Origin of the sequence: Aeromonas sp. LsrichE-8G, assembly GCF_022869435.1 — a bacterium.
GTDB lineage: Bacteria > Pseudomonadota > Gammaproteobacteria > Enterobacterales > Aeromonadaceae > Aeromonas > Aeromonas caviae.
In genome coordinates this window covers 1-12766 of sequence record NZ_JALIHH010000032.1, presented here as the reverse complement: position 1 = coordinate 12766, position 12766 = coordinate 1, and the positions used below count along the sequence as shown (strand labels likewise).

The following is a 12766-nucleotide window of genomic DNA, read 5'->3' as shown; positions in this document are numbered from 1 at the left end:
GTTTTCATGGGCTTTTACCGGTTCTGGATGGCCGTGTTACACTGGCCGGCCTAGCGCCAGCCCCCGGGGCCCGCGCCCATTTTCATCCACGCCGGAGGTCAGATGCATTGCCCTTTCTGTAGTGCCGTTGATACCAAGGTGATCGATTCCCGTCTGGTGGCCGAGGGCCATCAGGTGCGCCGCCGTCGCGAATGCCTGCTCTGTCACGAGCGTTTTACCACCTTCGAAATGGCCGAACTGGTCATGCCCCGCGTCATCAAGTCCAACGGCTCCCGCGAGCCCTTCAACGAAGACAAGCTGCGTGCCGGCATTCTGCGGGCGCTGGAGAAGCGGCCGGTGAGCATGGAGGCCATCGAGAAGGCGGTCAACCACATCAAGTCCCGCCTGCGGGCCACCGGTGAGCGGGAGGTGGCCTCCCAGCTGGTGGGCAATCTGGTGATGGATGAGCTCAAGAGCCTGGACAAGGTGGCCTACATCCGCTTTGCCTCCGTCTACCGCAGCTTTGAAGACATTCGCGAATTCGGGGAAGAGATCGCCAAGCTGGAGAAGTAACGTCGGCCTGTCGCTCCCTATGTGAATAAGAGAGGGGCTGCCGTTGCGGCAGCGCCAGTTGTTACACCAGTGAGACATCCAGATAGCGCATCGTTGCACTGGTGAAAAAGTATGAGGGCGTGCGGCCGCATCCTGCGATGTGTGTGCCCGTCGCCATGGCGTCAGATGCCATGGCCGATCTGCCCGAGAAGGCGTGCTGCAAGCGCGTACACCCTATTTTCTTGTCCCATCGGATGGCCGTGCCACGGGGGACAGGTTGCTGGACACAGGAGCCCGGATGTTTAGTCAAGACGATTACCAATGGATGAGCCGGGCCCTCGAACTGGCCCGGTGCGGCCGTTACACCACGGCCCCCAACCCCTGCGTCGGCGCCGTGCTGGTGAAGGCCGGCGTGGTGGTGGGGGAGGGCTGGCACAAGCGGGCCGGTGAGCCCCATGCCGAGGTCTATGCTCTGCACGCGGCAGGGGAAGAGGCCCGCGGTGCCACCGCCTATGTGACCCTGGAGCCCTGCTCCCATCATGGTCGCACGCCCCCCTGCGCCGAGGCGCTCATCAAGGCCGGGGTGACCCGGGTGGTCGCCGCCATGGTGGATCCCAATCCCCAGGTGGGCGGGCGTGGCCTGCGGATGCTCTCCGAGGCGGGGATCAAGACCGATTTCGGCCTGCTGGCCGCGGAAGCCGAGGCCCTCAATCCCGGTTTCTTCAAGCGGATGCGCACCGCGTTTCCGCTGGTGACGGTCAAGCTGGGGGCGAGCCTGGATGGTCGCACCGCCATGGCGAGTGGCGAGAGCCAGTGGATCACCTCTCCGGAGGCGCGCCGGGACGTGCAGCGGCTGCGGGCCCGTTACGATGCAGTCCTCTCCAGCGCCGAAACCGTGCTGGCGGATGGCGCCTCCCTCACCGTGCGCTGGGACGAGCTGCCCCCCTCGGTCAAGGCGGTCTATCCCAAAGAGACCCTGCGCCAGCCACTTCGAGTCATCGTGGATTCGCAAAACCGGCTCACCCCGGATCTGCCCCTGTTCCAGAGCGAGAGCCCGGTACTGCTGGCCCGCCACAAGGCATCCGGTGAGTGGCCCGCCTGGGTGCAGCAGCTGGAGGTGCCGCTGCTGGATGGCAAGCTGGATCTGGTCAGTCTGTTCATGCTGCTGGCCAAACAGAACGTCAACTCGGTACTGGTGGAGGCGGGGCCGCGGCTGTGCGGCGCCCTGCTGGAGAAGGGGCTGGTGGACGAGCTGGTGCTCTATCAGGCGCCCAAACTGATGGGGGATGAGGGGCGCGGCCTGTTCCATCTGCCGGGGCTGACCCGGCTGTTCCAGGCTCCCAAACTCAACCTCAAGGATGTGCGCATGCTTGGCCAGGATATTCGCATCACTGCGAAAATAGCCTGATTTTTCAATGTTCACGGGGGCATCCATCGCCCCCGTCATCAGCAAGGTGATCTGCATGTTTACCGGAATTATCGAAGCGGTGGGAACCCTGGCCGAGCTGCGTCGCCAGGGGGAGGACATGGCCCTCACCGTGCACGCGCCGACCCTGGACTTCAGTGACGTCAAGCTGGGCGACTCCATCGCCACCAACGGCGTCTGTCTCACCGTGGTGGCGCTTGGGGATCACAGCTATACCGCCGACGTCTCCCTGGAAACCCTCTCCCGCACCGGTTTTTCTGCCGCCAAGGTGGGGGATCCGGTCAACCTCGAGAAGGCGTTGATGCCCACTTCCCGCCTCGGCGGCCACCTGGTCTCTGGCCACGTGGACGGCATCGGCGAGGTGAAGAGCAAATCGTCCAGCGGCCGCGCCATCGAATACTGGATCAAGGCGCCGGGGGAGCTCTCGCGCTACATCGCCGAGAAGGGCTCCATTGCAGTGGATGGAATCAGCCTCACCGTCAATGCGGTTCAGGGGGATCTGTTCCGGCTGACCATCGTGCCCCACACCGCCCAGGAGACCACCATCGCCCGCTGGAAACCCGGCTACCGGGTCAACCTCGAGGTGGACCAGATAGCCCGCTATCTGGAGCGGCTGATGACGGGCAAGCGCGAGGAGAGCAGTGCCTCTACCCTGACCCTGGAGAAGCTGGCCCAGTCCGGATTCTTGTGAGCCGTTTTGACGGGAAAACGCGGTTCTGTGATCCCGCGCGGATTGAAACGGGGCCGCGTGCCCCCATCTAGAGCACAATACGCAGTATCAAGTCGAGCCGACTGGCTCAATCCCCAAGCATGTTGATGGAGTAGCCCATGGCGCTGAGCACGACCCAGGAAATCATTGCCGATATCAAGGCTGGCAAGATGGTGATCCTGATGGATGACGAAGACAGGGAGAACGAAGGGGACCTGATCATGGCCGCCTCCTGTGTCCGCCCGGAAGACATCAACTTCATGGCGCGCTACGGTCGTGGCCTCATCTGCCTGACCCTGACCCGGGATCGCTGCAAGCAGCTGGCGCTGCCGCTGATGGTCGATCGCAACAATGCCCAGTTCTCCACCGCCTTCACCGTCTCCATCGAGGCGGCGGAAGGGGTGACCACCGGCATCTCCGCCGCCGACCGCGCCGTCACCGTGCAGGCTGCGGTGGCGCCCCATGCCAAGGCCGCCGATCTGGTGCAGCCCGGCCACATCTTCCCGCTGATGGCGCAGGATGGCGGTGTGCTGACCCGCGCCGGCCACACCGAAGCGGGCTGCGATCTGGCCCGGCTGGCCGGCTTCGAGCCTGCCTCCGTCATCGTCGAGATCCTCAACGAAGACGGCACCATGGCCCGGCGCCCGGATCTCGAGATCTTCGCCGAGCAGCACGGCATCAAGCTCGGCACCATTGCCGACCTTATCGAATACCGCAACCAGCACGAGACCACGGTAGAGAAAGTGGCCGAGTGCAAGTTGCCCACCGAATACGGCGAGTTCGACCTCGTCACCTTCCGAGACACCATCGACAACCAGGTGCACTTCGCCCTGAAGAAAGGGGACGTGAAGGCCGACCAGCCGACCCTGGTACGGGTGCACCTGCACGACGTGCTGAGCGATCTGCTGCTCACCGACCGCCACAGCGCCCGCAGCTGGCCGCTGCCCAAATCCATGGCCCGCATCGCCGACGAGGGCGGGGTACTGGTGATCCTGGGGGCGGAAGCCCATGGCGCCGAGCTGCTGGCCAGGGTCAAGGGTTTTGAAGCCGCCGACAAGGGGCTGGCGCCGGAAGGGGCCAAGTGGCAGGGCACCTCGCGCCGGGTCGGCGTCGGTTCCCAGATCCTCAAGGCGCTGGGGGTCGGCAAGATGCGCCTGTTGAGCTCTCCCAAGAAGTACCATGCCCTCGGTGGCTTTGGTCTGGAAGTGGTGGAGTACGTCGGCGAGTAAGCGCTGCGTACGGTTGAATTCATCACCATGGCCGCCCGTTGCGGCCATGGTTTTTTGTCGCGGCTCTGTTGTGCTAGAATGCGTGCACTTTTGAGCCCGGCCCCTAATTGATTGCACAGAGACAGGATTTCCAATGAAGATTATCGAAGGAAATATCGCCGCTCCCGAGGCGCGTGTTGCTATTGTCGTTGCCCGTTTCAACAGCTTCATCAATGACAGCCTGGTGAACGGCGCGCTGGACGTGCTGAAGCGTCAAGGTCAGGTCCAGGAGAGCAATCTGACCCTGGTGCGTGTACCGGGGGCCGTCGAAATTCCCCTGGCGGCCAAGAAGCTGGCCAAGAGCGGTCAATACGACGCCATCGTCGCACTCGGCACCGTCATCCGCGGCGGTACCTACCACTTCGAACTGGTAGCGAGCGAGAACGGCAAGGGTCTGGCCCAGGTAATGATGGAATACGACATTCCCGTTGCCTTCGGCGTGCTGACCACCGAAAACATTGAACAAGCCATCGAACGCGCCGGTACCAAGGCGGGTAACAAGGGTGCAGAGGCTGCACTGAGCGCGCTCGAAATGATCAACGTCCTGAAACAACTGGACGTGTAACGAGGAGAAATGCATTGAAACCGTCCGAGCGCCGTAAGGCCCGCCATTGCGCCACCCAGGCCATCTACCAGTGGCAGATGACCCAGGCCAACGTGGGCGACATCGAAGAGCAGTTCAAGATCGATCAGGACACCAAGGGTGTGGACCTGAACTATTTCCGCGATCTGCTGTTCGGGGTAGCGGTCCACTGCAACGAGCTGGACAAGGTGTTCGCGCCTTTCCTCTCCCGTCCGCTGGAAGAAGTGGACATGGTGGACAAGGCGATCCTGCGTCTGGCGACCTACGAGCTGACCCGTCGTGAAGATGTGCCGCCGCGCGTGGTGATCAACGAAGCGATCGAGCTGGCCAAAGCCTTCGCCGCCGATGACAGCCACAAGTTTGTCAACGGCGTCCTGGACAAGGTGATCAAGACGCTGCCCAAGCGCTGATCCTGCTGTCCGTCAGCAATTAAGAGAGGAGCCAGCTTATTGCTGGCTTTTTACTGTATGGGTGAATTTGAGCTGATTGAGAAGTACTTCAAGGTCCCCCACGCCCGCAAGGACGTGGTGATGGGCCCTGGAGATGACTGTGCCCTGCTGACCCTGCCCCCCGACGCCCAGTTGGCGGTGAGCACGGACACCCTGGTGAGCGGCGTGCACTTCTTCCCCGACATGGATCCGGTGGATCTCGGCTACAAGGCGCTGGCGGTCAATCTCTCCGATCTGGCCGCCATGGGTGCCGAGCCGCGCTGGGTCTCCCTGGCCCTGACCCTGCCCGCCATCAACGAGCGCTGGGTCGCCGGTTTCGCCGAAGGGTTCCTCGAGCTCGCCGAGTACTACAACGTGGCGCTGGTGGGGGGAGACATGACCCGCGGGCCCCTCTCCATCACCGTCTCGGTGAAAGGATCTGTCCCGGCAGGTCGCGCCCTGATGCGCAGCGGCGCCAAGGCCGGTGACGGGGTCTACGTGACCGGTACCCTGGGAGATGCCGCCCTGGCGCTCTCCCACCTGCTGGGCAAGCGCACCCTCAACGAGAACCAGCTGGCGGCCGTGTTGCCGCGCCTCGACCATCCCCATCCCCGCATCCTGGCCGGTCAGGCCCTGCGCGGGCTGGCCAGCAGCGCCCTGGATCTCTCAGACGGCCTGGCGTCCGATCTCGGCCACATCCTCAAGGCGTCCGGTGTGCGGGCCCAGATCGATCTCAATCTGCTGCCCCTCTCCCCCGTGTTGCAGGATGCGGTGCCGGCCATGGATGCCTGGCAGCTGGCCCTGGCCGGGGGCGACGACTACGAGCTCTGCTTCACCGTGCCCCAGGAGCATCACGGCGCCCTGGACACGGCGCTGGCCAATTGTGGCGTGAAGTTCACCCGCATCGGTCGCATCCTGGCCGGGGAGCCTGGCATCGACTACCTGCAGGACGAACAATCCGTCGAACTGCACCTCAAGGGCTGGGATCACTTCGCATGATGTCTTTCAAGATAAAGCCCGAGCTGACGCGGCTGAACCTTAAAAACCCGCTCCACTTTCTGGCGGTGGGGTTTGGCTCCGGCCTCTCCCCCAAGGCGCCGGGCACCATGGGGACCCTGGCAGCCATCCCGCTCTATCTCTTGGTGAGCGGGCTGCCGACCTCCTGGTTCATCGCCCTGCTGGTGGTGGGTTTCGTGGCGGGCATCCGCATCTGCCAGAGCGCCACCGACGCCATCGGGATGCCGGATCACGGGGCTATCGTCTGGGACGAGGTCATCGGATTCGGGGTCACCATGATTGCGGCCCCGGCCGGCTGGGAGTGGGTGCTGGCGGGCTTCGTGCTGTTTCGCCTGTTCGACGTGCTCAAGCCCTGGCCCATCTCCTGGTTCGATCGCCGCATTCACGGCGGGCTTGGCATCATGCTGGACGATCTCATTGCCGGCCTGTTCGCCCTGGCCTGCATGCAACTGCTTGCCCACTGGTGAGGGGAGGTGGCTCCCGAACGCCCTCTCGCTGTTTTTCACTCCTCTCCTCTTGCAAAGAGGCCGGATATACCGCACACGCATGCCCTGAGGGGCCTGCGTTTTTTTGTATGCAATCCCTCCCGGCTTGCCGTGCCGGCGGGCCTGTGGCCCAGGTTGATCCTTCTGCATTGTCCCTATTTAGCTCTGCCTATTTTTCCTTACTCCGGATATGCTGCCGTCAAAAAATCATTTCACATAAATATTCACTACTCATTCGAGGCTGGCCAGCATAATGCTGATAGTGAATAAGATGGTTTGTTGCTATTTTGTTGAAACATAATTGGTTGATGGTCTCGCATTGCCAGCGTAATCTCTGGTAATGTGACTTTTATCGACATTTTAACCCCAGGGTGTCGGCATTCTCTGGGCAAAGTATTGCGAAATTGTATAACTGGATCATTTACACCCGCGGGCAAACCGACTAACTTACTCGCGGGTTATTCCAAAAAAATGCAAAAAACCCGCCCGGATCGCTGGTTTGGCTGCCTCATGGATTGAGCGTTAATTACACAACAACGGCTCTCGAGCAGTACCAAGGCACAACCAGCATCTGCGGCTGATTTACGGACGAATTATTTGGGACGGATGTCCCCCGCAGAGGTAACCATGTCCTTGCTTGAAGTCAAAAACTTGCGGATCGAGTACCCCTCCCGCTACGGGGTGCTTGCCGCGGTCAAGGATCTCTCTTTTTCTGTTGAAAAGGGCGAGATCGTCGGCGTCGTCGGTGAGTCCGGCGCTGGCAAATCCACTATCGGCAACGCCGTCATCGATCTGTTGAGCCCGCCCGGTCGCATCGCCCGTGGTGACATCTACCTCAACGGCGAGCTCATCTCCGGCAAGAGCCAGAACGAGATGCGGGCCATTCGTGGCTCGCGCATCGGTTTCATCTTCCAGGATCCCATGACCTCCCTCAATCCGCTGTTCACCGTGGAGCAGCAGCTGGTGGAGACCATCCTCGCCAACACCGACCTGTCCCGCGAGGCGGCCTTTGCCAAGGCCCTCGAGCTGATGGGGGCGGTGGGGATCCCGAACCCGGACGTGCGCATCAAGCAGTATCCTCACCAGTTCTCCGGTGGCATGCGCCAGCGGGTGGTGATCGCCATCGCCCTCTCCGGGGATCCCGAGCTCATCATCGCCGATGAGCCGACCACGGCGCTGGACGTCTCCATCCAGGATCAGATCCTCCAGCTCATCCGCAACCTGTGCAAAGAGCGCCAGGTAGGCTGCATGCTGGTGACCCATGACATGGGTGTGGTCTCCAACGTCACCGACAAGGTGGCGGTGATGTACCGCGGCGATCTGGTGGAGTTCGGCACCACCGAACAGGTGCTGGGCCGCCCCAATCACCCCTATACCCGCAGCCTCATCTCGGCGGTGCCCCGCTCGGATGTGAAGCTGGTGCGCTTCCCCCTGGTCTCCTATATCGAGGATGCCGGTGCGGCGGATACCAGCATCGATCTCAAGACCCACTGGCTCGGCCAGAGTCAGGACGAGCGCACCTATGAAGGTGCGCTGCTGCGGGTGGAGAACGTGGATCTGAAGTTCGTCACCAAGGATTCCATCTTCCCGAGCCGCCGCCAGTACGTGCGCGCCTGCAACAACATCAGCTTCGAAATCTTCGAGGGTGAGACCTTCGGCCTGGTGGGGGAGTCGGGCTCCGGCAAATCCACCATCGCCCGTGCCATCACCGGGCTCTATCCGCCTGATACCGGCAAGATTGTCTTCGAGGGGATCGATCTCACCGCCCTGAAAGGGGAGCACGAGCGTCGCCCCCTGCGCCGCCAGATGCAGATGGTGTTCCAGAACCCGTACTCTTCGATGAACCCGCGCATGAAGGTGCGTGACATCATCGCCGAGCCGATCCGCTTCCACCGCCTCGCCGAGAGCGAGCGGCAGATAGAGCAGATCGTCGGGGACCTGCTGGATCACGTGGGCCTGGGCCGCGGCGCCGGGGTCAAGTATCCCCACGAGTTCTCCGGTGGCCAGCGCCAGCGCATCTCCATTGCCCGCGCCCTGGCGACCCGCCCGCGCTTCCTCATCTGCGACGAGCCCACCTCGGCGCTGGATGTCTCGGTGCAGGCCCAGATCCTCAACCTGCTCAAAGACTTGCAACAGGAGCTTGGGCTCACCATGCTGTTCATCAGTCACGATCTGCCGGTCATCCGTCAGATGTGCGACCGCATCGGTGTGATGCAGCACGGTCATCTGGTGGAAGTGGCCGAGACCGAGAAACTGTTCACCAATGCCGAGCATGAGTACAGCCGCAAGCTGATCTCCCTCATGCCGGAATTCAAGGGAATGTCCCGCGAGGGGCTGGAAATCGCAAGCTAGGAAAGCACCGGTTCGCCGGTTTGTCTGTCAATAAAAAGCCAAAAGCATGGAGAAAGACATGAAGAAAGGATTATCCAAGATCGCCATGGCGCTGTTCGCCGCTGGTCTCGCGTTCAACGTTTCTGCTGCCGACATCAAGGTCGCCGTCGCGTCCGACGCCACCTCTCTGGACCCGCAGGAGCAGCTCTCCGGTCAGACCCTGGAGATGTCTCACCTGGTGTTCGACCCCCTGATGCGTTACACCCAGGATCTGCAGTTCGAGCCGCGTCTGGCCGAGAAGTATGAGCGCATCGACGACAAGACCGTCCGTTTCCACCTGCGCAAGGGTGTGAAGTTCCACTCCGGCAACGACTTCACCGCCGATGACGTGGTATGGACCGTCAACCGTCTGAAGGCCTCCCCGGACTTCAAGGCGATCTTCGACCCCATCGCCGAAGCCAAGAAGGTGGATGATTTCACCGTGGATCTCGTCACCGCCAAGCCGTTCCCGCTGGTGCTGCAGACCGTCACCTACATCTTCCCGATGGACTCCAAGTTCTATAGCGGCAAGACCGAGGCGGGCAAGGACAAGGCCGAGATCGTGAAGAACGGTGACTCCTTCGCCTCCACCAATGTCTCCGGTACCGGTCCGTTCAGCGTCAAGTTCCGCGAGCAGGGCGTGAAGCTGGAATACGTGCGCAACGCCAACTACTGGGACAAGGCCTCCAAGGGCAACGTCGAAAACCTGACCGTGGTACCGATCAAGGAAGACGCCACCCGTGTTGCAGCCCTGCTGGGCGGCGACGTGGACATGATCTACCCGGTTGCCCCGAACGATCTGGAGCGCGTGAAGAACGGCAAGGATTCCCAGCTGGTCACCCTGTCCGGTACCCGTGCCATCATCATCGAGCTGAACCAGAACACCAACCCGGCGCTGAAAGACAAGCGCGTGCGTCAGGCGATCAACTACGCCATCAACCAGGTGGGCATCGTCGACAAGATCAACAAGGGCTTCGGTACCCCGGCCGGCCAGCTGAGCCCGAAAGGCTACGCAGGCTACAACGAGGCGCTCAAGCCCCAGTATGATCTGGCCAAGGCCAAGGAGCTGATGAAGGAAGCCGGTTACGAGAAGGGCTTCAAGATGAGCTTCATCTCCCCGGCTGCCCGCTACGTCAACGACGTCAAGATTGCCCAGGCCGTCTCCGCCATGCTGTCCAAGATCAACATCAAGGTGGATCTGAAGACCATGCCGGTGGCCCAGTACTGGCCGGAGTTTGACAAGTGCGCCGCTGACATGCAGCTGATCGGCTGGCACTCCGACACCGAAGACAGTGCGAACTTCTTCGAGTTCCTGACCTTCACCAAGGATGCCAAGACCGGCATGGGTCAGTACAACTGCGGCGGTTATGCCAACGCAGAAGCTGACAAGATGGTGATGGAAGCCAACACCGAGACCGATCCTGCCAAGCGTGCCGCCATCCTGCAGAAGGTGGAAGCCATGCTGATCGACGACGCTGCCTATGTGCCGCTGCACTGGGAAGACCTGGCCTACGGTGCCAAGAAGAACGTCGACATCAAGCCGGTGGTCAACGTGATGAACTTCCCTTATCTGGGTGACCTGGTGGTCAACAAGTAAGCGAAGCGTTTAAGGAAGGACCCGGCGGGGCACCCATGGTTGCCCCGCCATTAACAGAAGCCTGTGCCAAGACACAGGCCACGTAGAAGGACAAGCATGTTTACATTCCTGCTGAAACGGTTCTATCAGGCCGTGATAGTGATGTTCGTCATCAGCCTGGTCGCCTTCTCCATCCAGGACAACCTGGGGGATCCGCTGCGCGAGCTGGTGGGACAATCCGTCTCCGAGTCCGTGCGCCAGGAGCTGCGCGACAAGATGGGACTCAATGATCCCTTCCTCGTGAAATACAGCCGCTTCTTGAAGAACGCGGTACACGGGGATCTGGGCACTTCCTATTTCTTCAAGCGACCAGCCCTCGAGGTTATCCTCGACAAGCTGGTGGCTACCCTTGAGCTGGTGTTTGCCGCCGCGCTCATCATCGTCGTGGTCTCCATTCCGCTGGGGGTTTATTCGGCGATAAGACCGCGCAGTTTCCTGACCAAGCTCATCATGGCGGTGAGCAGCATCGGCATCTCGATCCCGGTCTTCCTGACCGCCATCATGCTGATGTACCTCTTCTCCATCCAGCTGGGCTGGCTGCCTGCCTATGGCCGTGGCGAGACTTACAACCTGCTGGGCTGGGAGTCGGGATTCTTCACCTGGGACGGTATCCTGCACCTGGTGCTGCCTGCGGTCTCCCTCTCGTCCATCATGCTGCCGCTGTTCATCCGGCTGGTGCGCTCGGAGATGCTGGAGCAGCTCTCCTCCGAGTACGTCAAGTTTGCCCGTGCCAAGGGGCTGGACAACAACAAGGTCTACTACCAGCACGCCCTGAAGAACACCATGCTGCCGGTCATCACGGTGGGCGGTGTGCAGATCGGGACCATGGTGGCCTACACCATCTTGACCGAGAGCGTGTTCCAGTGGCCGGGGACCGGCTTCCTCTTCCTTGAGGCGATCCACCGGGTCGATACGCCGCTGATCACCGCCTACGTCATCTTCGTGGGCCTGATCTTCGTGGTGACCAATACCCTGGTCGACCTGCTCTACGGGTTGATCAACCCGACCGTCAACCTGACCGCCAAGGGGTAACAGATGACTAATGCTGTAACTGCAAGCCCAAGCCGTTGGGCACGCTTCAAAAATTCCGACATCGTCTACTACTTCCTGCGGGACAAGGTAGCCATGTTCAGCTTTGCGGTGTTTGTGGTCTTCGTGCTGGCGGCCCTGCTGGCACCCTGGATCGCACCGCACAACGTCTATGACCAGACCAGCTTCGATCTGATGGATGCGGAGCTGCCCCCCTCCTGGCTGGAAGGGGGCGAGGCCCGCTTCTGGCTCGGGACCGACAACCAGGGACGCGACATCTGGAGCACCATCCTCTATGGTGCCCGCATCTCGCTGACCATTGGTCTGTTCGCGGTGGGGCTGCAGCTGGTGCTCGGTATCGTCATCGGTCTGATGGCCGGTTACTTTGGTGGTCGCATCGACAACCTGCTGATGCGCTTTGCCGATGTGCAGCTGTCGTTCTCCACCATGATGGTGGCCATCATCATCTCCGCCATCTTCCAGGCGACCTTTGGCTCCGAGTTCTACTCGAAGTTCGCCATCCTGATGCTGGTGGTGATCATCGGTATCGCCGAGTGGCCCCAGTATGCCCGGACGGTGCGCGCCTCCGTGCTGGCGGAGAAGAAGAAGGAGTATGTTGAAGCGGCTCAGGTGATGGGGTTCCGCGCCCCGCGCATCATGTTCCGCCACATTCTGCCGAACTGCCTGTCGCCCATCCTGGTCATCTCCACCGTGCAGGTGGCGAACGCCATCATGAGCGAGGCGGCCCTCTCCTTCCTGGGTCTGGGGATGCCGGTTGATCAACCGTCCCTGGGGTCGCTCATCAGCGTGGGCTTCAACTACATCTTCTCCGGATCCTGGTGGATCACCGCCTTCCCGGGCCTCTGCCTGGTGGTGCTGGTGCTGGTGATCAACCTGCTGGGTGACTGGCTGCGGGATGTGTTCAACCCGAAGATCTACAAGGGCTGATAAACCTTTCCACGAACTGGCTGCGAGGCCGTGATCAAGGTTCATGTGCTGCTCGCTTATGTAGAACCAAGGAGTGCTCATGTATGTCTCGGTTCCTGAGCGGCTTGTAACCTTGTTGACGGCCTTCTCGCGACAGTATCTGAACAGGGTTGGTCTGGCACAGTGAATAACAAAAAAGGGCGCCATCAGGCGTAATGCCGATCAGTTAAGGATCCATTGACCGATCCTCAGGCTGTGTAAGAATCCGAAACTCCTTGTTGGGTTTCGGATTTTTTTATGCGTATCGACCAAGCTCTCGACTTCATTCACGCCTGTCCTCCCGGAAAGTTTGAGTCC

At 61.3% G+C, this 12766-nt stretch carries 12 protein-coding genes; all 12 read left to right on the top strand.

The genetic code is table 11. The features are described 5' to 3' along the window. The first annotated feature begins 102 nt into the window (after nt 1-102). The 12 genes from nrdR to MUW49_RS06625 all read left to right on the top strand — a co-directional run bounded on the left by nrdR (nt 103) and on the right by MUW49_RS06625 (nt 12430). The gene (gene nrdR, locus MUW49_RS06680; RefSeq protein WP_010675395.1) at nt 103-552 is read left to right on the top strand and encodes a transcriptional regulator NrdR; all 450 of its coding nucleotides are present in this window, start codon (nt 103-105) and stop codon (nt 550-552) included. Between the two features lie 277 nt (nt 553-829). Next, the gene (gene ribD, locus MUW49_RS06675) at nt 830-1939 is read left to right on the top strand and encodes a bifunctional diaminohydroxyphosphoribosylaminopyrimidine deaminase/5-amino-6-(5-phosphoribosylamino)uracil reductase RibD (RefSeq protein WP_171864899.1); all 1110 of its coding nucleotides are present in this window, start codon (nt 830-832) and stop codon (nt 1937-1939) included. A 55-nt stretch (nt 1940-1994) separates the two neighbouring features. Then, nucleotides 1995-2648: a riboflavin synthase gene (locus MUW49_RS06670; protein ID WP_039040359.1), complete on the top strand. Its 654-nt coding sequence runs from the start codon at nt 1995-1997 to the stop codon at nt 2646-2648. A 137-nt stretch (nt 2649-2785) separates the two neighbouring features. Further along, on the top strand, nt 2786-3895 hold the full coding sequence (gene ribBA, locus MUW49_RS06665; protein ID WP_039040299.1) for a bifunctional 3,4-dihydroxy-2-butanone-4-phosphate synthase/GTP cyclohydrolase II: 1110 nt from the start codon (nt 2786-2788) through the stop codon (nt 3893-3895). A 133-nt stretch (nt 3896-4028) separates the two neighbouring features. Beyond that, nucleotides 4029-4499: a 6,7-dimethyl-8-ribityllumazine synthase gene (ribE, locus tag MUW49_RS06660; RefSeq protein ID WP_010675391.1), complete on the top strand. Its 471-nt coding sequence runs from the start codon at nt 4029-4031 to the stop codon at nt 4497-4499. A gap of 14 nt (nt 4500-4513) precedes the next feature. Continuing rightward, on the top strand, nt 4514-4927 hold the full coding sequence (gene nusB, locus MUW49_RS06655) for a transcription antitermination factor NusB (RefSeq protein ID WP_010675390.1): 414 nt from the start codon (nt 4514-4516) through the stop codon (nt 4925-4927). A 57-nt stretch (nt 4928-4984) separates the two neighbouring features. Further along, on the top strand, nt 4985-5944 hold the full coding sequence (thiL, locus tag MUW49_RS06650; protein ID WP_029314772.1) for a thiamine-phosphate kinase: 960 nt from the start codon (nt 4985-4987) through the stop codon (nt 5942-5944). Continuing rightward, on the top strand, nt 5941-6429 hold the full coding sequence (locus MUW49_RS06645; protein ID WP_010675388.1) for a phosphatidylglycerophosphatase A: 489 nt from the start codon (nt 5941-5943) through the stop codon (nt 6427-6429). Before thiL ends, MUW49_RS06645 begins: the two co-directional genes overlap by 4 nt. Before the next feature lie 645 nt (nt 6430-7074). Beyond that, nucleotides 7075-8799, top strand: a complete 1725-nt coding sequence (locus tag MUW49_RS06640; RefSeq protein ID WP_010675387.1) for an ABC transporter ATP-binding protein — start codon at nt 7075-7077, stop codon at nt 8797-8799. 58 nt (nt 8800-8857) lie between these two features. Next, on the top strand, nt 8858-10414 hold the full coding sequence (locus tag MUW49_RS06635; protein WP_010675386.1) for an ABC transporter substrate-binding protein: 1557 nt from the start codon (nt 8858-8860) through the stop codon (nt 10412-10414). 96 nt (nt 10415-10510) lie between these two features. Next, on the top strand, nt 10511-11485 hold the full coding sequence (locus MUW49_RS06630) for an ABC transporter permease (protein ID WP_010675385.1): 975 nt from the start codon (nt 10511-10513) through the stop codon (nt 11483-11485). Nucleotides 11486-11488: 3 nt separating this feature from the next. Continuing rightward, on the top strand, nt 11489-12430 hold the full coding sequence (locus MUW49_RS06625; RefSeq protein ID WP_029314771.1) for an ABC transporter permease: 942 nt from the start codon (nt 11489-11491) through the stop codon (nt 12428-12430). Nucleotides 12431-12766 lie beyond the last annotated feature (336 nt).